Source organism: Frateuria sp. Soil773 (assembly GCF_001428405.1).
GTDB lineage: Bacteria > Pseudomonadota > Gammaproteobacteria > Xanthomonadales > Rhodanobacteraceae > LMSL01.
This window is the reverse complement of the sequence record NZ_LMSL01000035.1, coordinates 1-22,858: the sequence shown is the minus strand read 5'-3', so window position 1 is coordinate 22,858 and position 22,858 is coordinate 1. Positions and strand designations below refer to the sequence as shown.

The 22,858-nt window shown below is 65.8% G+C and carries 17 protein-coding genes; 7 read left to right on the top strand and 10 right to left on the bottom strand.

What is annotated here, in order from left to right; genetic code table 11:
• Window positions 1-232: 232 nt before the first annotated feature.
• The gene (purB, locus tag ASG87_RS11275) at window positions 233-1,600 is read right to left on the bottom strand and encodes an adenylosuccinate lyase (RefSeq protein ID WP_056004915.1); all 1,368 of its coding nucleotides are present in this window, start codon (window positions 1,598-1,600) and stop codon (window positions 233-235) included.
• A 135-nt stretch (window positions 1,601-1,735) separates the two neighbouring features.
• Here purB and ASG87_RS11270 point away from each other — a divergent pair, with 135 nt between their 5' ends.
• Window positions 1,736-3,133, top strand: a complete 1,398-nt coding sequence (locus ASG87_RS11270) for a class II fumarate hydratase (RefSeq protein WP_056004913.1) — start codon at window positions 1,736-1,738, stop codon at window positions 3,131-3,133.
• 479 nt (window positions 3,134-3,612) lie between these two features.
• Here ASG87_RS11270 and ASG87_RS11265 read toward each other — a convergent pair whose 3' ends face one another.
• The 7 genes from ASG87_RS11265 to ASG87_RS11235 all read right to left on the bottom strand — a co-directional run bounded on the left by ASG87_RS11265 (window position 3,613) and on the right by ASG87_RS11235 (window position 8,627).
• Entirely contained in the window at window positions 3,613-4,128 is a 516-nt protein-coding gene (locus ASG87_RS11265) for a hypothetical protein (protein WP_056004911.1), read from the bottom strand.
• A 246-nt stretch (window positions 4,129-4,374) separates the two neighbouring features.
• Window positions 4,375-5,088, bottom strand: coding sequence for a hypothetical protein (locus ASG87_RS11260; protein WP_056004909.1), 714 nt, complete (start codon window positions 5,086-5,088; stop codon window positions 4,375-4,377).
• Between the two features lie 31 nt (window positions 5,089-5,119).
• Window positions 5,120-6,076 (bottom strand): hypothetical protein, encoded by a 957-nt coding sequence (locus tag ASG87_RS11255; protein ID WP_056004907.1) that lies wholly within the window; start codon window positions 6,074-6,076, stop codon window positions 5,120-5,122.
• 26 nt (window positions 6,077-6,102) lie between these two features.
• The gene (locus ASG87_RS11250) at window positions 6,103-7,074 is read right to left on the bottom strand and encodes a hypothetical protein (RefSeq protein WP_056004904.1); all 972 of its coding nucleotides are present in this window, start codon (window positions 7,072-7,074) and stop codon (window positions 6,103-6,105) included.
• Complete coding sequence (locus tag ASG87_RS11245; protein ID WP_056004902.1) at window positions 7,071-7,928, bottom strand: ABC transporter ATP-binding protein; 858 nt, start codon at window positions 7,926-7,928, stop codon at window positions 7,071-7,073. The genes ASG87_RS11250 and ASG87_RS11245 overlap by 4 nt, the downstream gene beginning before the upstream one ends.
• Window positions 7,925-8,299, bottom strand: a complete 375-nt coding sequence (locus ASG87_RS11240) for a GntR family transcriptional regulator (protein WP_056004899.1) — start codon at window positions 8,297-8,299, stop codon at window positions 7,925-7,927. Before ASG87_RS11240 ends, ASG87_RS11245 begins: the two co-directional genes overlap by 4 nt.
• Before the next feature lie 4 nt (window positions 8,300-8,303).
• Complete coding sequence (locus ASG87_RS11235; RefSeq protein ID WP_056004897.1) at window positions 8,304-8,627, bottom strand: hypothetical protein; 324 nt, start codon at window positions 8,625-8,627, stop codon at window positions 8,304-8,306.
• Between the two features lie 211 nt (window positions 8,628-8,838).
• Here ASG87_RS11235 and ASG87_RS11230 point away from each other — a divergent pair, with 211 nt between their 5' ends.
• Complete coding sequence (locus ASG87_RS11230) at window positions 8,839-9,624, top strand: SDR family oxidoreductase (RefSeq protein WP_056004962.1); 786 nt, start codon at window positions 8,839-8,841, stop codon at window positions 9,622-9,624.
• Between the two features lie 63 nt (window positions 9,625-9,687).
• Here ASG87_RS11230 and ASG87_RS11225 read toward each other — a convergent pair whose 3' ends face one another.
• Window positions 9,688-11,355 (bottom strand): amidohydrolase, encoded by a 1,668-nt coding sequence (locus ASG87_RS11225; RefSeq protein ID WP_056004895.1) that lies wholly within the window; start codon window positions 11,353-11,355, stop codon window positions 9,688-9,690.
• Between the two features lie 140 nt (window positions 11,356-11,495).
• Complete coding sequence (locus ASG87_RS11220) at window positions 11,496-12,074, bottom strand: FMN-dependent NADH-azoreductase (protein ID WP_056004893.1); 579 nt, start codon at window positions 12,072-12,074, stop codon at window positions 11,496-11,498.
• Between the two features lie 118 nt (window positions 12,075-12,192).
• Between ASG87_RS11220 and ASG87_RS11215 the strand changes: the two genes are divergently transcribed.
• From ASG87_RS11215 to ASG87_RS19430, 5 genes are all read left to right on the top strand, one after another.
• The gene (locus ASG87_RS11215; protein ID WP_056004960.1) at window positions 12,193-13,182 is read left to right on the top strand and encodes a LysR substrate-binding domain-containing protein; all 990 of its coding nucleotides are present in this window, start codon (window positions 12,193-12,195) and stop codon (window positions 13,180-13,182) included.
• Between the two features lie 43 nt (window positions 13,183-13,225).
• A complete protein-coding gene (locus ASG87_RS11210; protein WP_056004958.1) occupies window positions 13,226-14,368 on the top strand; it encodes a pyridoxal phosphate-dependent aminotransferase in 1,143 nt (380 codons plus the stop codon).
• 2 nt (window positions 14,369-14,370) lie between these two features.
• Window positions 14,371-15,168 (top strand): amidohydrolase, encoded by a 798-nt coding sequence (locus ASG87_RS11205; RefSeq protein ID WP_200949073.1) that lies wholly within the window; start codon window positions 14,371-14,373, stop codon window positions 15,166-15,168.
• Window positions 15,169-15,347: 179 nt separating this feature from the next.
• On the top strand, window positions 15,348-21,116 hold the full coding sequence (locus tag ASG87_RS11200; protein WP_157511048.1) for a hypothetical protein: 5,769 nt from the start codon (window positions 15,348-15,350) through the stop codon (window positions 21,114-21,116).
• 22 nt (window positions 21,117-21,138) lie between these two features.
• Complete coding sequence (locus ASG87_RS19430) at window positions 21,139-22,146, top strand: RHS repeat-associated core domain-containing protein (protein WP_235499629.1); 1,008 nt, start codon at window positions 21,139-21,141, stop codon at window positions 22,144-22,146.
• Window positions 22,147-22,858: the final 712 nt, after the last annotated feature.

The window sequence follows — 22,858 nt, the reverse complement described above, 5'->3', positions numbered from 1 at the left end:
CCCATCTAAGCCCCGCGCCCTCATGCAACCCTCGCCGTCATTCCAGCGAAAGCTGGAGTCCAGTGCCTGTGCGCTTCGATGGGCCTGGAGCCGCTGGATCCCAGCTTTCGCTGGAATGACGGGGTCGAGTTGGGAGGGCATGAAGCGTTTCGAAACGATCCATCGTTCCCGCGTATCCCTGGGCAGGCCGCAATGCGATCCGCCCCAGGCCACACATTGGTGCACCGGCGACTCAGACGTCCCGAGCCAGCGCTTCGGCCAGCCCGACGTAGCCGCCCGGGGTGAGTTCGAGCAGGCGCTGCTTGGCGTCGGCCGGCAGGTCGAGGCCGTCGATGAAGTTGCGCATGGAATCGCGGGTGATGCCCTGGCCGCGGGTCAGCGCCTTCAACTGCTCGTACGGTTCCGGCAGGCCGTAGCGGCGCATCACGGTCTGCACGGCCTCGGCCAGCACTTCCCAACTGGCGTCGAGGTCGGCGGCGAGGCGGTCGGCGTTGACGGTGAGCTTGCCCAGGCCCTTCTGCAGGGATTCCAGCGCCACCAGGGTATGGCCGAAGGCGGTGCCCAGCGCGCGCAGCACGGTGGAGTCGGTGAGGTCGCGCTGCCAGCGGCTGATCGGCAGCTTCTCCGCGAAGTGGCCCAGCAGCGCGTTGGCGAGGCCGAAGTTGCCCTCGGCGTTCTCGAAGTCGATCGGGTTGACCTTGTGCGGCATGGTGGAGGAGCCGACTTCGCCGGCCTTCAGCGCCTGCTTGAAGTAGCCCAGCGAGATGTAGCCCCACACGTCGCGCGCCAGGTCGATCAGGATGATGTTGGCGCGGCGCACGGCGTCGCAGTATTCGGCGATGCCGTCGTGCGGCTCGATCTGGGTGGTGTACGGGTTGTAGTCGAGGCCGAGGCTCTCGACGAAGCGCTGCGAGAACGCGCGCCAGTCCACTTCGGGGTACGTGACGGCATGGGCGTTGTAGTTGCCCACGGCGCCGTTGATCTTGCCGGGAACCTCCAGGGCGGCGAGCTGCCTGCGCTGGCGTTCCAGCCGCGCGACCACGTTGGCCAGTTCCTTGCCCAGCGTGCTCGGCGAGGCGGTCTGCCCGTGTGTGCGCGACAGCATCGGCAGGGCCGCGTTGGCGTGCGCCAGCCCGCGCAGCGTGGCGATCAGCCGGTCGAAGGCCGGCAGCAGCACCTGTTCGCGGGCATCGCGCAGCATCAGCGCGTAGGACAGGTTGTTGATGTCCTCGCTGGTGCAGGCGAAGTGCACGAATTCCTTGGCCTGGGCCAGCGCGGGATCGGAGCCGATGCGCTCCTTGATGAAGTACTCCACCGCCTTGACGTCGTGGTTGGTGGTGGCCTCGATCGCCTTGATGCGGCTGCCGTCCTCGACCCCGAAGCCGGCGGCGATCGCCTTGAGCCGGTCCGCCTGCGCGGCGTCGAACGGCGGCAGCTCGGCGATGCCGGGATCGGCGGCCAGCGCCAGCAGCCACTCGATCTCGACGTGCACGCGCCGGTGCATCAGGCCGAACTCGCTGAAGATCGGGCGCAGCGCTTCGGCCTTGCTGGCGTAGCGGCCGTCCAGCGGCGACAGGGCGGTGAGGGCGTGGTGGGACATCGCGGGTGTTCCGGCAAGGGGAAACCGCCATTTTACATGGCTGGCGCGCCGTCCTGACCGGACGGCGCGCTTTATCGCAACGGCGACGGCGGGCGGCCTATAGTGGCGGAATCTTCTCCCCCCCAAGGACCCGCCATGAACGGTTTTCGCATCGAGCACGACAGCATGGGCGAGCTGAAGGTGCCCGCCGATGCGCTGTATGGCGCGCAGACGCAGCGCGCGATCGACAATTTCCCGATCTCCGGCCTGCGCCTGCCGCGCGAGTTCATCCGCGCCCTGGGCCTGATCAAGGCGGCGGCGGCCGAGGCGAACCTGGCCCTGGGCCACCTGAAGAAAGGGCCGGCCGCGGCGATCCGCAAGGCGGCGCTGACGGTGGCCGAGGGCCGGTTCGACGGGCAGTTTCCGATCGACGTGTTCCAGACCGGCTCGGGCACCAGCACCAACATGAACGCGAACGAGGTGATCGCCCATCTCGCCGCCAAGGCCGGCAGCAAGGTGCACCCGAACGACCACGTCAACTACGGGCAGAGCTCCAACGACGTGATCCCCACCGCGATCCACGTCAGCGCCACCCTGGCCGGCAGCGGACAGTTGCTGCCGGCGCTGAAGCACCTGAGGAAGGCCATCGACCGGCGCGCGCGCCAACTGAGGAATACGCCCAAGACCGGCCGCACCCACCTGATGGACGCGATGCCGGTGACCTTCGGGCAGGAGCTGTCCGGCTGGTCGGCGCAGATCGGCTCGGCGATCGAGCGCATCGAGGACAGCCTGAAGCGGATGCGCCGGCTGCCGCAGGGCGGCACCGCGGTGGGCACCGGTATCAACGCCGATCCGAAGTTCGGCCCGGCGGTGGCGCGCGAGCTGAAGAAGCTCACCGGGGTGAAGTTCGAGTCGGCCGAGAACTACTTCGAAGGCATGGCCTCGCAGGACGCCGCGGTGGAACTGTCCGGCGCGCTGAAGACGCTGGCGGTGGCGCTGATGAAAATCGCCAACGACCTGCGCTGGATGAACTCCGGCCCGCTGGCCGGCCTGGGCGAGATCGAGCTGCCGGCGCTGCAGCCGGGCTCGTCGATCATGCCGGGCAAGGTGAATCCGGTGATCCCCGAGGCCACCGCGATGGTAGCCGCGCAGGTGATCGGCAACGACGCGGCGATCACCATCGCCGGCCAGTCCGGCAACTTCCAGCTCAACGTGATGCTGCCGCTGATCGCGCACAATCTGCTGCAGTCGATCGGCATCCTCGCCAATGTCTCGCGGCTGCTCGCCGACAAGGCCATTGCCGGCTTCAAGGTCAACGAGGCGCGGGTGGACCAGGCGCTGGCGATGAACCCGATCCTGGTCACCGCGCTCAACCCGGTGATCGGCTACGAGAAGGGCGCGGCCACCGCCAAGCGGGCCTACAAGGAGAAGCGCCCGATCATCGACGTGGCGCTGGAGACCACCGGGCTGTCGAAGGAGGAGCTGAAGAAGCTGCTCGATCCGATGGCGCTGACCAAGGGGGGAATCCACGGTGGCGGAGGTGGCGGCGGCTGAGCGCCGTGGCCTGAGGGCACTGGATTCGGGCTTTCGCTGGAACGGCGAGGCCGCGAGGCGGCGTCGTGGTGCGTCACCCCAGCGTGCGTCACCCCAGCGAAAGCCGGGGCCGGCGTCCTGAAAGCCCACTGGCATCGGCGGCATGGACGCTGCTGGTGGTGAGCAGGCAGCACGCCAGCAGCAGTGCCGAAGCGAACGAAGACCTCCCCAACGAACTCATGGAACCCCTCGGTGTATGGCGGACGACCTGGCGGATCACTCCGGCGCGTTGCGTTCGAGGCCGCGCCGGCGTCCCGCCTCCGTGCGGAGACGCCGGCCGGCACAACCGAACTCAAGTGCCGATCGATCCTTGTCCACATTCCTGTCGCAGTCGTCGACGTCCAGCCGAGTCGTGGCGGCGCATGGGCGGCATGGGCGTACGGTCTCGGCTGGCCGGCGCGCCGCGGCGAACGCAACCGGCTTGCGCATGCCCGGCGGCGTCAATCCTTGGCGTCGCTTTCGCAGTCCGATACGTCCGAGGCGTCGATGATCTTCGCGTAGGGAGCGAAGGCGGCCAGTTGAGCGGCGAGCTGATCCTGCGTGGACTTGATGGCGGCCTGGGCCTTGCAGATGTCCCGGGTCAGCTTCTTGATCTCGCCGGCGCCGTCTTCGGCCGCCTTGTCCTGGGTGGACGAGAGCTTGGCCGCGACGGCCTTGGCCGCTATCTCGCCGCCGGTCATGCCCATGGCCAGGCCGGCCTCGTGCACGGAGTGCACGCTCCGGTTGTAGCTCGCCAGCAGCTCGCGTTCGGCCGGCGTGGTGGGGACGGTGTTGCCGTCCACCGTGAATGTGCCGTCGGCGTCGATCACCGCCTTCGGCGATCCGGTGACGCGCAGGGTCACCGTGTCGCCGCGCATCGTGATCGCGCCGTTCGCCATGGTGGTGTCGGGCATGTCGCAGGCGGCGAGGGCGCAGCCCAGCAGGGCGAGGAGGAGCGGGCGAACGTGAGCTTTCATGGAGGGTTCCTCTATTCGGGGCATGCGGCAGGATGCCATCGTCGGAGTGGCGCAGTCATGGCCGGCCGGCGGTGCCTCGGTGCACTGGGCAGGTCCGGCCGGCCGGGGCGGCGAACCGCCCGCGAGGTCATGGATGCGGATGGAGCAGGGCGGTGAGCTCGCCGGCCGGCAGGGCGAGCTTCGTATCGGCGTCTGGCATGCACGCCGGGGGCCCCGCCGTGGGCAGCGGGTTGGCCGGAGCGTGCGTCAGTCCGAGAACACGGCGAAACCCTTCTTGCCGTTCTCGTCCGTCATCTCCTCGCCGCAGTCGTCGACGTCCTTCTGCGTCATCGTAGCGTACGGCCTGAACTCGGCCATGGCCGCGGCCAGCTTCTGCTGCGAGGCCAGCAGGCCGGGCATGCGCCCGCACAACTGGAGGGCTGCGGCCTTGATCTTGTCCGTCTGCGGCTTGATGGACGCCTCGATCTCCTTGTCGCTGCTGCCCAGGAGCGAGCCCAGGATCGCCTTCCGGGCCATGCCGACGCCCAGGCTGGCGCTGTTCGCGCCGATGTCCATGCCGGCCTCGGCGATGCCGATGATCTGCTGGCGGTAATCCACCAGCATGGCGTGCTGCTCCGGCGTGGCCGACACTTCCTTGCCCGCGATCAGCAGGTTGCCTTGCGGCGTGATCACCGCCTTGGGGCGGGAATCGTTGTCGCTGCGCTCGTGGTCGTGGCCGATGCGCACGTTGTTGACGCTGATGTCCTCGGTGGCCAGCTCCTTCCTGGCTTGCTGGATGCCCTTCTGGATTTCCGCGGAGATCGCCGCGGGCGAGGTCTGCTCGCGCACTTCCTTCGCCGCCTGCGCCAGGCCGTCGGCGACGCCCGGCTGGGCGCCGTCCTGCTCGGACTGGCTGCACGCGGTCAGCGGCAGCAGCAGCGCCGACGCAAGGATGCCGATGGCGATTGGGTGGGTTTTCATGATGTTCTCCCCTTTCCGGTTTGGACGGATGTCAGTTGTCGTCACGCCAGCGGCGCAGCCAGATGGCGCCGGCGAGCAGGGCGAGGCCGAACGCCGCACCGACCCAGAAGCCCGGCGAGCCGGCCACGCCGTAGGCGTTGGCGAGGTTCAGGGCATCCAGCGCATGCGCCGAGTCGTTGCCCACGGATTCGTAATGGTTCGCGCCCAGCCAGCTGCCCGGGAACACGCTGAGCAGGATGCGGCCGCACACATGGCTCCAGTACCATCCGCTGCCCACCAGGCGGGTGCCCAGCAGGTTGAACCAGCCCAGCGTGATGCCCACCGCCACCGGCAGCACCGCGGCCCACAGGAACGGCTTGCTGCGCGCCCAGGCCGAGCAGAGCATCAGCCAGCCCACGCTGGGCAGCGCCCACAGCGCGTACAGCGGAATGGTGCCCACCAGGTTGGCGATGACCCGGAACGGATGGGCATAGGCCAGCAGGTGCCACACGCCGGTGCCGTGGAAGGACAGCGCGATCGCGAACATCAGCAGCATCGCGATGCCGGTGACCACGCCGCAGACCACGGCGATCAGCGGCGCCAGCAGGGTGCCGGCCACGACCTTGGAGAGTACCGTGGCGGAGTCCGACAGCGGCAGCGATTTCCAGAACAGCAGGCTGCGGTCGCGGCGGTCGTCGTACAGGGCGCCGAGGCAGTAGAAGAACACCACGAAGCCCAGCACGATGCTGATGATGAAGGTGGTCGAGTACATCACCACGTCCATCACCCTGCCGGCCTTGTCGATCTCGTCCGGGCTCAGCGCGTGGTCGAGGAAGTGGCCGTTGCTGAGCAGCGAATGGATGCCGTGCTGCGTGCCGAACATCTCGCCGGCGACGAGGCCCATCAGGTTCAGCAGCAGGAACACGCCGCCGGTGATCAGCGGCGCCCACAGGAAGCCGCCGCGGTGTTCCCAGAACTCGCGCTTCACCAGCCAGTAGAAGGTCTTCATGCGTGGGTTGCCTTCATGGTCGGGATTCAGACGGAGCTTTCGGTGCGCCAGCGGCGCAGCCAGGCGGCGACGGCGAGCAGGGCGAGGCCGATGACGACGCCGGCCCAGAGCTCGGTGCGGGCCAGGATCGGGCCGTAGACGTTTTCGGTGGCGATGTACTGCCCGAGCTGGGCCGCCTTGTCGACGTTCTCTATCTCGCCCAGCGGGCCCAGGCCGGTGGGAATGCCGTTGGGGAGCACGCCGAAGGCGCGTCCCACGATGTTCTTCCAGAACCAGCCGGTCTGCAGGCCGAACCCGCCGAGCATGTTGAACCAGCCGACGACGATGGCCGCCGCGACCGGCGGCACCACCGCCCACAGGAACGGCTTGCTGCGCGCCCAGGCGGAGCAGAGCATCAGCCAGCCGGCGGAGGGCAGCGCCCACAGCAGGTACAGCGGGATCATCGCCAGCATGCCCGAGACGGTGCGCAACGGATGGGCCATGGCGAGGATCGGCCAGACGTTGACGCCGTGGAACGACAGCGCGGTGGCGTACATCGCGAGCATCAGCAGGCCCGCCACGATGCTGGTGACGAAGGCGATGGCCGGGGCGACCACCAGGCCGGCGACCAGCTTGGAGGCGACCGTCTCGGTGTCCGACAGCGGCAGCGATTTCCAGAACAGCAAGCTGCGGTCGCGGCGGTCGTCGTAGAGCGAGCCGAGCAGGTAGAAGAACACCACGATGCCCAGCACCAGCTTCAGCAGCACGCTGCTCGATACCATCAGCGTGTCCACCACCATGGCGATCTTGCCGGCGTCGTTCGGGCCCAGGTGGTTCAGGGCGCTGGCGAAGTCCATCGAGCCGAAGCGGATGCCGTGCCGGAAACCGAACACTTCGCCGGTGACGATGCCCATCAGGTTCAGCAGCAGGAACACGCCGCCGGTGACCAGCGGCGCCCACAGGAAGCCGCCGCGGTGTTCCCAGAATTCGCGCTTGACCAGCCAGTAGAAGGTTTTCATGTGTAGGTCCCCTTCATGGTGGCGACGAACAGGTCGCTGACCGAAGGCCGGCGCAGCTCGCCCAGGGCCTCCAGCGCGGCGCGGTCGGCGCCGTCGAACAGGAAGATGCTCTTGCCGAACACCTGGCGCTCGTCCAGCGGGCCGAGCGCGCGTGCCGCGGCGGCCCGGTCGGCGTTCACCATGACCTCGGCGAAGCGCTCGCCGATGGCGTCCATGTCGGCGTCCAGCACGATCTTGCCGTCGCGGATGAACATCAGGTCGGTGAGGATGTGCTCGACCTCCTCGACCTGGTGGGTGGTGACGATGATCGTCTTGTTCTCGTCGAAGTAGTCCTCCAGCAGGCTCTGGTAGAACTGCTTGCGGTAGAGGATGTCCAGGCCCAGGGTGGGCTCGTCCAGCACCAGCAGGCGGGCGTCGATCGCCATCACCAGGGCCAGGTGCAACTGCACGATCATGCCCTTGGACATCTGTCGCACGCGCTGGTCGGGGGTGAGCTTGGTGCGGGCGAGGAAGGCCTCGCACTTCTTGCGGTCGAAGCGCGGATGCACGTTGGCGACGAAGTCCACCGCCTCGCGCACGCGGATCCAGCGCGGCAGCACGGCGACGTCGGCGATGAAGCAGACCTGCTCCATGAGCTGGCCGCGCTGCTTGCGCGGGTCGAAGCCCAGCACGTTGAGCGAGCCCTGGAAGTCGGTCAGGCCCAGGATCGCCTTCAGCGCGGTGGTCTTGCCGGCGCCGTTCGGGCCGATCAGGCCGACGATGCGTCCGGAAGGGATCTGGAAGCTGACGTTGTCCAGCGCCGCGGTGTTCTTGTAGCGCTTGCTCAGGCCGCTGGCAGTGACGACGGCGTTCATGGGGTCTTCTCCGTTTCGCCCGGCGCCTCGCGCAGCAAGGTCTTCAGGTCCAGGCCGAGCCGCTGCAGCCGGGCGTACAGCATCGGCCACTCTTCGCGCAGGAAGCGCTCCCGCTCGGACTTGAGCAGCGCCTCGCGGGCTCCATCGGTGACGAACATGCCCAATCCCCTCCTTTTTTCAACTAGTTGATCGTCGACCAGCTCCTGATAGGCCTTGGAGACGGTCAGCGGATTGATCTGGAAATCCGCTGCCACCTGGCGTACCGACGGCAGCGGGTCGCCTTCGTTCAAGGCGCCGTCCAGGATCATCGCCACTACGCGTTCGCGCAGTTGGCGATAGATCGGGACGCTGTCGTTCCAGGTGATGGTCATACGTTTATTCCTTGGTGATACGGCCGAACTTGGTGCCAAACGAATAGTAGGGCATGGCCAGTTGCGCCCCGAGCAGGCTGGCGCCGCTTTCGGCGCCGCGCACCACGCCCGGGACCGCGATGGCGGCGCTGGCGTTGCCAATCAGGGCGGCGGCGCGCAGGTCGTCGGCGCTGGGGCGCACGGTGACCGGGGCCAGGTCGACCACCTTGACGCCGTTGACCTCGCTCACCGGGCGGACGGAAACGTTCGAGTTGATGGCGGCCAGACCGGTGACGGTAAACAGGGCTGCGGCTGCCAGAGCGACCAGGTTCAGGTTCTGCGCTTTCATGACGGGCCTCCTTAGTGACCTCGTTGACCAGTGTTGTAGTGAACTATAACACCATATTTTGGACCGTCAATAGGCTCGTGGCGGATTCGCAACATGACTGATGGCCTATATGGAGCCCGCGCGCCGGCGCGCCCGCGGCCGCCTTCCTGCGCCGTACGGGGCAGGCGTGGTTGAATCGATGCCCACGGCGATCGGCAAGGCGGAGGCATCGATGGATCTCGAACTGGGCGGGCAGGTGGTCGTGGTCACCGGGGCCAGCAAGGGCATCGGCCTGGCCTGTGCGGAGGCTTTCGCGCGGGAAGGCGCCCTCGTGGTCGGCGTGGCGCGCCAACCGGCCGGCCTGCAGGCGGCGCAGCGGCAACTGGAGACGCTTGGCCTGCGCATGGCGGTCGAGGCCGCCGACCTGCGCGACAGCACGGCCACCGCGGCGGCGGTCGCGCGCATCGAAGAGGCGCACGGCGCGATCGGCGTACTGGTCAACTGCGCCGGTGCGGCCCGCCGCATGCCGCCGGACGAGCTGGACGCCGCGGCGCTGCATGCGGCGATGGAGGCGAAATACTTCACCTACATGCACGCGATCGACGCGGTGATCCGCCGCATGGCGGCGCGGGGCCAGGGCAGCATCGTCAACGTGGTCGGGCAGGGCGGGCGGCAGGCCAATCCCATGCACATCGGCGGCGGCTCGGCCAATGCGGCGCTGATGCTGGCCTCGGTCGGCTACGCCAGCGCCTACGCCGGGCGCGGCGTGCGGGTGAACGCGATCAACCCCGGGGTGACCCGTACCGGGCGGATGGAGGAGGGGTTGGCCGCTTCCGCGCGCGCCAGCGGGCGCTCGCGGGAGGAACTGCTGGCCGAGCAGGTGGCTGGCATCCCGCTCGGGCGCCCCGCGGAGCCCGGCGAGATCGCCAGCGTCGCGGTATTCCTGGCCTCGCCGCGGGCCAGCTACGTCACCGGCGCGGTGATCCCGATGGACGGCGGCAAGGTCGCGGCGATCTAGCGCTTGCCTCTCATGCGGGCGGGACCGGCCGTACGGCCGGCCCCGTCCGGACGCGCCGCATGCTCAATCGTGCGCGGCGTAGACCTGCTTGCCGCCGACCCAGGTCTGCAGCACCTTGGTCTTCCAGATGTCGGCCGGCTTGCCGGCGAAGATGTCGCGGTCGACCAGGATGAAGTCCGCCCACTTGCCCGGCTCCAGCGTGCCGAGCGTCTTCTCGGCGTGGCCGGCATAGGCCGCGTTCAGCGTGAAGGCGCGCAATGCCTCGGTGGGCGTCATGTCCTGCTGCGGATACCAACCGCCCGGCGGACGGCCCTGGTGGTCCTGCCGGGTCACCGCGGAATACAGGCCGTAGAACGGGTTGGGCGACTCCACCGGGAAGTCCGAGCCGCCGGCGATCACCGTGCCCTGCTTGAGGAAGCGCTGCCAGGCGTAGGCGCCCTTGATCCGCTCGCGGCCGATGCGGTCCTCGGCCATGTTCATGTCGGAGGTGGCGTGGGTGGGCTGCATGGAGGCGATCAGGTGCAGCGGCACGAAGCGCGGGATGTCCTGCAGCGACACGATCTGCGCGTGCTCGACCCGGTTGCGCAGGGCGATGCCGTCCGGATGGGACTTGTAGGCGGCGGCGAAGCTGTCCAGCACCTCGCGGTTGGCGTGGTCGCCGATCGCGTGGATGCATACCTGGTAGCCCTTGCCCATCGCCTTGTCGACCATCGCGGTCAGCTCGGCCGGCTGCTGGAACAGCAGGCCGCTGTTGTGCGGATCGTCGGAGTAGGGCGCGAGCATGGCCGCGCCACGGCTGCCCAGCGCGCCGTCGGCGAACAGCTTCACCGCGCGCACGGTGAGGAAGTCGTTGCCGTAGCCGATCAGCGGCCCTTCCTTGCTGATGGTGTCGAAGTCGCCGCCGGTGCCGCGGATCATCGCGTAGATGCGCGCGGTGAGCTTGCCTTGGTCGGCGTACTGCCGGTAGAGCCGGTAGGTGGGCAGGTCGATGCCCGCGTCGTCCACGCCGGTGAGGCCCACGCTGGCCATCTCGGCCAGCGCGGTATCCAGCGCGGCGGACATTTCCCGCGCGGTGGGCGCCGGCAGCTTGTCGTAGATCAGCGCGGTGGCGCCGTCGACGAAGACGCCGGTGGGGTTGCCCGCGGCGTCGCGCTCGATGCGCCCGCCGGCGGGATCCTTGGTGTCGCGTGTGATGCCGGCGGCCTTCATGGCGGCGGTGTTCGCCCAGGCGGCGTGGCCGTCCACGCGGCTCAGCCACACCGGCCGGTCGGCCACCACGGCGTCCAGTTCCTTCGCGGTGGGAAAGCGGCCCAGCTTCCAGATTTCCTGGTTCCAGCCGCCGCCCAGCAGCCATTTCGCATCCGGATGCGCCGCAGCGTACGCTTTCACCCGCGCCAGCGCCTCGTCCAGCGATTGCGTGCCGGTGAGGTCGGCCTGGTTGCGCGCATAGCCCAGTTCGAGCACGTGGCCGTGGGCGTCGATCAGCCCCGGCAGCAGGGTGCGGCCCTGGCCGTCCACCACCCGGGCGCTGCCGGCCTGCTTGTCCAGGGCGGCACGGCTGCCGGTGGCGACCACCTTGCCCTGGTCCACCAGCAGCGAGTCGAATTGCCTGAGCTTGCCATGGCTGTCGAGCGTGTAGCCCTTGACGTGGGTCACCAGCAGGTCGGCGGCGGACAGCGTGGGAGCGAAAACCAGCGAGGCAAGCAGCGCGAAACAGGGAAGGCGGTTCATGCGGTCGGATTCCTCGGCACCGGAACGAACCGGCAGTGTGTCCGGCCGCGGCCGCTTTTTCCACCTGTGCGCGCCATGCCGCGCCCGCCGCAAGCGAAGACGGCCCCGAAGGGCCGTCGTGGTCGTCCGATCCGCCCGCGTCAGGCGGCCTTGGCCAGGCTGCCGATGCTGGCGCCCGCCTGCTTCAGCGCCTCGGCCTTGCTCTCCGGGCCGAGGTTGACGCCCTCGGCGCGCACGAACTCGATGTCGGTGATGCCGATGAAGGCGAATGCCGCGCGCAGGTAGGGCTCCTGGAAATCCAGCGCGGCGCCGGGCCCCTGGCTGTACAGGCCGCCGCGGCTGGAAGCGACGATCACGCGCTTGCTGCCGGCCAGCCCTTCCGGGCCGTTGGCGGTGTAGCGGAAGGTCTTGCCGGCCACCAGGATGCGGTCGATCCACGCCTTGAGCTGGCTGGAGATGGTGAAGTTGTACATCGGCGCGCCGACCACGATCACGTCGGCGGCGAGGAATTCCTCCAGCACGTCGTTGCCGAGCAGGGCGGCCGGGTCGTTGGCGTCGGCCACCGGCGTCCAGTGCGGCAGCGGCTGCGCGGCGAGGTCGCGGTAGCGCACCTGCAGGTTTGGCTGGCTGCGCTTCAGCTCGGCTACGATGTCGGCGGTCAGGCCGCGCGAAACGGAGTGGTTGCCCAGCGCGCTGGAATCGACATGCAACAGTTTCATCGTATTGGCTCCGAGACGGGCCGGCAGGGTTGCCGGCGACGGAGATAACGATAAAACTGGAACAATCAATCGATAAGTCTGCTTGTTCTGGACTTATAGTTCCAAATGGGAAACGATGATGATCGGTCTGGACGGCGCCCTGCAGGACCTCAACGATCTCTATTTCTTTGCGGCGGTGGTGGAGCACGGCGGTTTCTCGGCAGCCGGTCGCGCCCTGGGGATTCCTAAGTCGCGCCTGAGCAAGCGGATCGCGCAACTGGAAGAGCGGCTGGGCGTGCGCCTGCTGCAGCGGACCACCCGGCGCTTCGTGGTCACCGAAGTCGGCGAGCGCTTCTACGGCCATTGCCGCGCGGTGCTGGAGGAGGCCCGCGCCGCGCAGGAGGCGGTCGACGAGCTGCGCGCCGAGCCGCGCGGCGTGGTGCGGATGAGCTGCCCGGTCTCGCTGACGCAGACCATCGTGGCGCACGTGCTGCCGGACTTCATGGCGATGTACCCGAAGGTGCAGGTGCGCGTGCTGTCCAGCAACCGCCGGGTCGACCTGGTGGGCGAGGGCTTCGACCTCGCCATCCGCGTGCGCAGCAAGCTCGACACCGACGCCAACATGGTCATGCGCACCTTCGGCCTGTCGCGCGTGCTGGCGGTGGCCAGCCCCGGGCTGCTGGACGGCGTCGGCCGGCCCAGGGTGCCTGCGGACCTGGCGCGACTGCCGGCGCTGTCCATGCAGGAGCACGAAGGCGCGCAGGTGTGGGAGCTGACCGGGGCGGACGGCGAGCGCACATCGGTGGAGATGACCGCGCGCCTCATCACCGGCGATTTCGCCATCCTGCTCGAATCCGCGCGCCGCGGCCTGGGAGTGACCCTGCTGCCGGAATTCGTCTGCGCCCCGGCGATCACCCGCGGCGAGCTGGAAGTGGTGCTGCCAGACTGGAGCGCGCCCGACGGCACCATGCATTTCGTCTATCCCAGCCGTCGCGGCATGCTGCCAGGCGTGCGCGCGCTGGTGGATTTCCTCGCCGAGCGCCTGCCCGAAGCCACCCGCCTGAAACACGAGCAGTGCAAGGTGCGTCCGCTGGACGCGCTGCCGGCCGCGGGCGGGGATGCCGCCTGAGGCGTGCTAGCATTTCCGTTTGGACATCCATACCGCCGAGCCCATGACTATCGAAACCAAGCTGCCCAAGGTGGGCACCACCATCTTCAGCGTGATGAGCCAGTTGGCGGTGGAGCACAAGGCCGTGAACCTCGGCCAGGGTTTTCCCGACTTCGAGCCGCCCGAGGCCTTGCGCGAGGCGCTGGCGCGGGCGATGGCCGACGGCCGCAACCAGTACGCGCCGGGCATCGGCACCCAGCCGCTGCGCGAGCAGATCGCCTTGAAGACCGAGCGCCTGTACGGCCACCGCGTCGACCCCGATGCGGAAGTCACCGTGACCTCCGGCGCCACCGAGGCGATCTTCGCCGCGATCGCCGCCGTGGTGCGCGCCGGCGACGAGGTGATCGTGTTCGACCCGGCCTACGACTGCTACGAGCCGGCGATCGACCTGCAGGGCGCGCGGGCGGTGCACATCCCGCTGACCGTGCCGAGCTTCGCGATCGACTGGCAGCGCGTGCGCGACGCGGTGACGCCGAAGACGCGCATGATCCTGATCAACAGCCCGCACAACCCTTCCGGCGCGGTGCTCTCGGCGGCCGACCTGGACGAGCTGGCGGCGATCGTGCGCGACACCGGCATCGTGGTGCTGTCCGACGAGGTGTACGAGCACATCGTCTACGGCGCGCCGCACCAGAGCGTGCTGCGCCACGCCGAGCTGGCCGCGCGCAGCATCGTGGTGTCGAGCTTCGGCAAGACCTACCACTGCACCGGCTGGAAGGTCGGCTATGCGGTGGCGCCGGCCGCGCTGTCGGCGGAGTTCCGCAAGGTGCACCAGTACCTCACCTTCTGCACCTTCCACCCGGCGCAGGCGGCGTTCGCCGAATTCCTCGCCAGCACGCCGCAGCACTACCTGGAGCTGCCGGCGTTCTACCAGGCCAAGCGCGACTACTTCCGCGAACTGCTGAAGCCGTCGCGGCTGAAGCTGCTCGACGTGCCGGGCGGCTACTTCCAGTTGGTCGACTATTCCGCGATCAGCGAGCAGGACGACCTCTCGTTCAGCCAGTGGCTGGTGAAGGAGGGCGGCGTGGCGGGCATCCCGCTGACGCCGTTCTACGAGACCGCCCCGGGCACGCACCTGTTGCGCCTGTGCTTCGCCAAGAGCGACGCCACCATGCAGGCGGCGGCGGAGCGTCTATGCCGACTGTGAGCATGCAACCCCTGGCCGTTTCCCTGGTGCAGGGCGCGACGCGCTGGCACGACGCGCCGGCCAACCGCGACTACTACGGCGAGCTGGTGCGCCGCGCGCGCGGCAGCGACCTGATCGTCCTGCCGGAAACCTTCCTGTCCGGCTTCAGCAACGACATCCAGGCCAGCGCCGGGACGATGGACGGCGAAGGCGTAGCCTGGCTGCGGGCGCTGGCCGAAGAAGTCGGCGCGGTGGTCTGCGGCAGCCTGGCGATCCGCGAGAACGGCACCGTCTACAACCGCCTGCTGTGGGCGCGGCCGGACGGCAGCTACGCGCAGTACGACAAGCGCCACCTGTTCCGCATGGCCGGCGAGCACACCCGCTACGGCGGCGGCAGCGAGCGCCTGATCGTGGAGCTGAAGGGCTGGCGCATCCTGCCGCAGGTCTGCTACGACCTGCGTTTCCCGGTATGGCTGCGCAACCGCCGGCTGGAAGGTGCCGCCGGCGGCATGGACTACGACCTCGCGCTGTTCGTCGCCAACTGGCCGGCCCCGCGCCGGCAGCCGTGGCGCACCCTGCTGCGTGCGCGGGCGATCGAGAACCTGGCCTACGTGGTAGGCGTGAACCGGGTGGGCGTGGACGGCAACGACTTGCCCTATGCCGGCGACAGCGCGGCGATCGACGCCGTCGGCGAACCGCTGGTCGAACTGGGCGCACAGGAACAGGTCGTCACGGTACGGCTCGATCCTGCGCCGCTGCTGGCGCACCGCGAGCGGTTCCCGGCATGGATGGACGCGGACGATTTCAGCCTGAGGCCATGACCATCGATGGTTGTCTGGCAATCGAGGCAAGACTTGCCTCGGTTGCGCTTGCTCGCTGACTCGATATCGCACGCACGTCCATCGGTGCGTGCTTCTTCCTCATTGACAACCAAGCTTCCCTGCGCATAGTACTGCGGCGGCACCGTGCAAGGCGGGCCATATCAAACAGGGGAGTTGGCATGCAGTGGATGCTGAAGAGGCATTTGGCGCGCGTCGTTGCGCGTTCGGCGTGGGGATGGATGGTGGCGTGCAGTCTGGTTCACGCCCAGGCCGCGCAGCCGGTGACGCCCGAAGAGGAATACAAGAAGAACATCCGTGTCAGCGAAGACATCCAGCCGCTGGGCGAGAACCCGTTCGGCGAAAGCATCAGTTTGTATACCGGAGGCCTCTCCTTCGAGCAGACCGATATAAGCCTTCGGGGTACAGGTCCTACGCTGTCGCTGAGCCGCCGCTATGAGCTGCCCGCGCAGGGCGAGCACATCGACCTTCTCGATAACGCTTTCGGCAGTTGGGATCTGGACCTGCCGCGAATAACCACGATCACGGCAAATCAGCAGAACGTCACCGGCTGGGTCGTTGCCGGCGGGAACAAGGCGATCTGCAACAACTTCAGCGCGCCGCCCAGCGTCAATCCACCGCTCGGCGATACCCAGCGGCGTCCGTGGGCGCCGTCCCAGTGGTGGCACGGATACCAACTGGTCATCCCGGGCCTGGGCAGCCAGGATCTGCTCAAGCGCGGTGCGGCCAACACGCTGGCGCCAGCGATGGTTGGCATGACCTTCCCCATCGTTACCAAGCAGCACTGGCAGATCAGTTGCCTGTTACAGGCGGAGAATGACAGTACGCGTGAAGCGTTCCTGGCGGTGGCGCCGGACGGTACGAAGTACTGGTTCAATCACCTGGTCTACCGTTACGCGCCCAATATGGATCGCGGGCTCAACTCGGTGGCCATGCTCACGATGGCGGCACAGGGTGGTGGCATGCATCCGATGGCTGCGCCTTCTGACTTTCTTCTGCGCCGTGAGGCGTCGATGCTGGTCACCCGCATCGAGGATCGCTTCGGCAACGCACTCGTCTACAGCTACGACAGCAGCAATCGCCTGACCGGGATTACCGCGCCAGGCGACGGGCGTGCGTTGAGCGTGCAATACAGCGACAGCACGCCATTGATCCGGTCGATAACGCTGCAGCCAGGCAATAGCAAACCGAGGACTTGGACCTATACCTACGATCCGGGGGTATGGGGAGCGTCAAGCAGGGAGCTGGCACGTGTTACCCTGCCCGATGCGTCATTCTGGGAATTCAAGCTTTCCACGCTGACCGGCGATGCATGGGTGGACACCAGGGATACTCCGTCCATCTGCAATAGCATCGCGACGCCCAACAATCTGGGTACCAGCTACAGCGGCAGCATTACGCATCCGTCCGGACTGAAAGGCACGTTTACCGTTACGCCGGTCAAGCGCGGGCGCTCATACGTGGTGCGCAGTTGCTGGGCCGGCCAGGTGGGTGGGTCGAATGCGCCGACGGCGCCCAACAGCTTCGCCACCACGCCCAGTGCCTGGTATGCCATGGCGATATCGCAGCGCCAGTACAGCGGCGCCGGAATGCCTACGCGAACCTGGACCTATGCCTATTCGCCGTCCAACGAAAGCTGGACGGCGGACAGTTGCGCCAGCGCGGGCACATGCCCGACCACGGTGTGGACGGACGAAACCGATCCGAACGGCGACGCCATCCGGCGCACGTTCAGCAACAAATACGATGCCAGCGAAAGCCTGTTGCTGAGCACCGATTACTACGCGGGTGCAGTGGGCGGCAGCTTGATCCGCTCCGAGGTCGACCATTACGCCAACCCCACCGGCGGTCCCTGGCCCGCATCGCTGGGAAGCAATCCACAATCCAATATCAACAAGGATCAAACCACCACGCTGTCCCCGCAGGACCAGCGATCGATCACCCAGGAGGGCGACACTTACAAGTGGCAGGCCGAGGGGTTCAATGAATTTGCCCAGGTGACCAAGGCCAAGCGCTGGAACACCATTGCCGGGCAGGGTGCCGTCGAGGAACAGACGAGCTATCTCAACGACCTGCCGCATTGGCTGTTGGGCTTACCGTTGCAGACGGACAACTTGACGACGGGTGAAGTCGTCAGCTCGAACGCCTATGACTCCAGTGCAATACTTCAGGAGCGCTCGTCTTTCGGCCGGAAGGTGATGAGCTATGCCTTCGACTCGAAAGGGCGGCTTACCCGCTTTGCCGATGGCAATGAGCATGCCACCACCCTGGGCAGCTACAAGTTGGGCATACCGCAGGCCATTGGCTACCCCGATGGTACTTCCCAAAGCCTGACGGTCGACGATTTCGCACAGATCAAGAGCATTACCGACCAGGCCAATTTCACCACTTCCTACGATTACGATCCTGTAGGTCGCCTGACCAGTATCACCTATCCCTCGGGTGACGAGCAGGCTTGGCACCAGAAAACCTTCGCCTACGACTTCGTCGCCGGCAGCGAGCGCGGTATCGGCGGCAGTCATTGGCGACGCACGATGACTCGTGGTGACCAGCGGCAGGTCACTTACTTCAGCGCGGAGTTGCAGCCGGTCCTCTCTGATACCTACATCGATGGCCGCGCCGATTCGCACAGCAACGTGCGCAGGGACTTCGACTACAAAGGGCAGGCGACGTTCGTGTCCTATCCCAAGGAGGGTGTGCCTGGCCTGGGCGATCCCATGAAGGGAACGCACAACACGTTCGATGCGATCGGGCGCCAGGTGCTGATCCAGCAGGACTCCGAGCTGCCCAACCCGCTCACGACGCGCATCGATTACCTGTCGGGAGCCCGCAAGCAGGTGACGGACCCCGGCAATCACGTCACCACGAGTACTTTCCAGGTTTTCGATACCCCTTCGTACGAAACCGTGCTGAAGGTCCAGGCACCTGAGGACGTTACGCAGACCATCGTGCGCGACGTGTACGGCAACCCGTTGAGTATCGCCCAGGCCGGCACGTATGGAACGACACCGCTCAACGTGACCAGGACGCTGGCCTACGACGCGTACCATCGGTTGTGCCGGACCACGGAGCCAGAGAGCGGCAGCGAGGTGATGTCCTATGACAACGCCAACAACATCCTATGGAGCGCGGCCGGGCAGGCCATCGGCAACAATATTTCCGGATGCGGTCAGGAACTGGTTGCGGATGCGGCAAGGACGACGCGCACCTACGATGTCATGAACCGCGTGAAGTCCATTGTCTATCCGGGAGACACCGACGGGATCGACTACGAATACTGGCCTACGGGATCCGTCAAGACGGCCAAATCCGGTATCGCGTTGTGGACCTACGAATACAACGGCCTGTCGCAGCTGAAGGCGGAGACGCTGGATGTCGAGGGATACCATTGGCCCGTTCGCTACGCGCACGATCCGTATGGCAGCGTCGCCTCGGTGACCTATCCGGACGGCAAGCAGATCGGCTATGCCCCCGATGCGTTGGGGCGCGCCACCAAGGCAGGAGCCTATGCCTCGGACATCGCATTCTTCCCGGATGGGAACGTGCAGTACTACCGGCTGGGGAACGGCACGGAGTACCTGGCCGAGGAAAACGATCGCCGCTCATTGGGCAGCATCAACTATTTCCACGGCGGAACCACCTCCGTGATTGCCCAGCAATACACCTACGATCCGAGCGGCAACCTGCTCGTCGTGGACGACCAGGTGAACAACCGCCGCGACAAGACGTTCGGCTATGACGCCCTCAACCGCCTGACCTCGGCCCAGGCTCCCAATCTCTGGCAGACGGAAACCTATCGCTACGACCCGTTGAACAACCTGCGCGAGCTGAACAGCGACGGGATCAATCGCGTCTATGCATATGACGCGTCCAACCGTCTGGCAACGATAAAGAATGGCGCCACGGTGCTGCACAGCTATGCCTATGACCCGCAAGGCAACGTCTCTCAGAAAGACGGCGCCAGCCTGCTGTTCGACAAGGCGAACCGGTTGACCCAGATAGTGGGCGTCGGCAGCTATGCCTACGACGCGTCCGGGCGACGGGTAAAGAAAACAGGGGCGGCAGGCAACGAGACCTACTACGCCTACAACAACGATGGGAAGCTGCTGTACCAGTTCGACGCATCGACTGGCGTGACGACGGATTACGTGTATCTGGGTCGCAACCTCGTGGCCGAGGTACGCAGGAACAATGGCGATATCGTCCTGAATCCGCCTTCGGCTATCTACTTCGATGCCAGCCCCAACGATGGCAGCTATACGGTGAGCTGGTACGCGGTAGGCACCGCCAGCTATGAATTGCAGGAAAGCTACGACGGCGGCGCTACCTGGCAGGGTGTCTACAGCGGTACGGCCAGCAGCAAGAATTTCAGCGGCAAGGCCGGCGGCAGCTACCTGTATCGCGTGCGGGCCTGCCAGGGCGAGTGCAGCGAATGGCGAAGCTCGGCGACGCTTGGCGTACGGCCGGTGTTGGCTGCGATCACCGTGCCTTCCGGGATACAGGGGGCAAGCGTGGTTGTCGGGTGGGCGCGTCCCGCCTCGGCGGCAAGCTTCGATGTCGAGGAGCAAAAGAGCGGTGGTACCTGGGTCCGGGTTGCCACGGATACGACCGCCACCTCCATCACCCGGACCAATCTTGCCGCAGGCAGCTATCTCTACCGGGTTTCGGCGAAGAACGGTTTCGGCAGCCGTGGCTGGGCCGTGTCGGGGGCGGTTACGGTGCTGTATCCGCCTGCTGGAGCGCCTGCCGTCAGCGTTCCGGCATCGAGCAGTACCGGTGGCTACACGGTGAGCTGGAATGCTGTGGCGGGGGCCAACCGCTACGTCTTGCAGGAGCAGTTGAACGGCGGAGCCTGGAGCACGGCCTACGATGGCGCCGGCCTCTCCATGGCTTTCAGCGGAAGGTCCAACGGCGCTAAGTACGGCTACCGCGTACAGGCCTGCAATGCTGCGGGATGCTCGGTGGCAGGCGCCGCGGCCACGGTAATGATCGCCATTCCGCCTCCGGCACCGACGGGTGTTTATGCCAACGATCTGGTCGTGAATGCCAAGCTCGAGACGATAACGCTGGTCTGGAATGCCTCGGCCGGTGCCACCAGCTACGAGGTGGAGAACGCCGATACGGGTGTTGCCGTCACCAGCACGACAGGCACCTCCATCGAGGTCGAGCGTGGCTTCAACGAACCGATTCCCCACAATTCGTACGCCGTACGCGCCTGCAATGCATATGCCTGCAGCAGTTGGGTCAGCGCCAGTCATCGGTACGTCTACATGGCACCGTCGACCGCACCGAGCCTGAGCGTCCCGGGCAGCAGTACGGGCAGCTATACCGTGAGCTGGGGCTCGGTCTATCAGGCTGCCACGTATACCTTGCAGGAGAGCGCGAATGGCGGGGCCTGGACGACGGTGTACAGCAATAGCGGGCAATCCATGGCGTTCAATGGCAGGGCCATTGGCAGTTATGGATACCGGGTGCGCGCTTCCAATAGCGGCGGCGATGGTCCATGGAGCGCCACCGCGACGGTTCCCGTATCGGATTTGGCCGGTGTCACGGGGCTTACGGCAACGGTCAAGTTGATAGCGGTGCAGGTCGATTCGCTCAATGCGGGCAAGCCGGATGCGACGAGCGTGAGCGCCAAGGCCATTGGGGAAACAGTCGTTCCCATGGCGCCGCCACCACCCGTCAAGGAATGGCACTGGTTCATTTCCGCGAACTGGAACGCGGCAGCCAATGCCACCCGCTACGAAGTGAAGGTCGAAGTGCTGGAGACGGCGAGTACGAACGCCAGCGTCACGACTTACAACGTGACAACCCTCTACCTGGGGGCCAAAGAGGTGCCGGGCTCGGCCATCGTTGTTTCCGTAAGGCCGTGCAATGCCCGGGGTTGTGCCGGATGGTCCAGCCCGGTGACGGCTACGGTAGTGCGGTAGGGAGGGAACCATGGAATTTCACATGAACGGAAAGATAGCCGGCCACGGATGCAACGCGGCCTCGACCGGATCGAGGCCGCGTGGTCGCTGGACGTGGGCCGTCCTCTGGATCGCCATTCTCGTCATGACGGTGAGCGGCACGGTGTCCGCGGCCGAGACCACGACCTACGTTCTGACCGATGCGCAAGGCACGGTGCTGGCACGGGAAGACGCCCACGGCACGACCCTGGGCGAATACGACTACCGCCCCTACGGTACGCTGCAGGCTGGTGCCGCATTGGCGGCGCCGGGGTATACGGGGCATGTAATGGACCCGGATGTTGGGCTGATTTACATGCAACAGCGCTACTACGATCCGGTTTGCGGATGCTTTCTGAGTGTTGATCCGGTTACCGTTTATGAAGGAAAAGATTGGCGGCTTTTCAATCGATATATTTATGCGTTTAATAATCCATATAGGTTCACGGATCCGGACGGGAGGTGCGCAAATCTATGCACTGCTGCTGTCGGTGCGGGTATTGGAGCACTTGTTGGATTTACAGTTGAAGGTTACTCACAAATAAAAAATGGTAGATTTGATGGCCGTAGTTTGTTGGTAGAAACGGGCAAGGGAGCTGCTGTCGGAGGACTTATTGGCCTGACTGGCGGGGCCGCTGCCGCTAGCGGCATGACGCTGGGGGCGCAGGCAGCTACCACCGGAGCTGTTGCTTTCGGCGTAGGGACTGGAGCCCATGCTGTAGGTGAGGTGGCGAAGGGGAAGGAGGCTCCAAGTATTGGAGAATCTATAAAAGTCGGAGCGGCGACAGCGGTGGGAGCTATTGCTGGAACAGCGGTTGGTCCAGTCACCGCTAAGCTAACAACAACGATAACCCCTGCTGTTTCCGCATACCCAGTAACTTCACTTAGCGGAAAGGTCTTCAATACGGTCAATATTCCTGCTCAGACTGTCACGCGGCCTATCAGTGCTGAAGTACTGAATAATGCTGCATCGGCGGTCGTTGAGGATCGCGTAAAGGATGTCGGTAGGTGATGTGCCATGCGTGAAATATTTATCGATGTGATCGATCGAATTTTGTATATGGGTGCTGCATTCTTTGCGGCTGTTTGTTTATGGAATATTATCAATTCGCTGAGGCGTGGATACGTCTTCATTAATGGAAGGAAGGCTTTTAGATCGCAAGATGCTTTAGGGTTTTGGCTAGTGACATGTAGTTGGGTGGCTATATCATTTTTCTTCATATACTTGGTGGTGACCGCTTTTGGAAGAGGGGCGCTACCATGAGTTTTTTGCGCTGCCCTGTATGTAGAGACACTTCGATATTTCACATATGAAAGGTTGGCGATTTGACGAGCCTAGCTGTCTTCGAGTGTATACATTGATTTTCCTGCTATTACAGGGCGGCATTAGTATCTAAAAGGGTTAGTGTAAAGCAAGGTCATTGATTTCGGCGTGGCGCCCGCGGCCGGGACGACTGCCTGCGTTTTGACGGATGCGCAAGGTACGGTACTGGCGCGGGGAAGCGCCAAGGGCACGACCTTGGGTGAGTACGACTACCGTTCCTACGGGAAGCTAAAGGCTGGTGTCGCATTGGCGGCGCCGGGGTTGCGACTATATTTTGCAAGAAAGCAGGTCAAAGCCACCGGCCCTTTTACCTGAGGCTGGCCGCATTCGATACCAGATCGTAGCCTTCCCCTCACGCGACGTCATTTGAAAGGAGAACATCTGGCAGTCTTGGCTGACG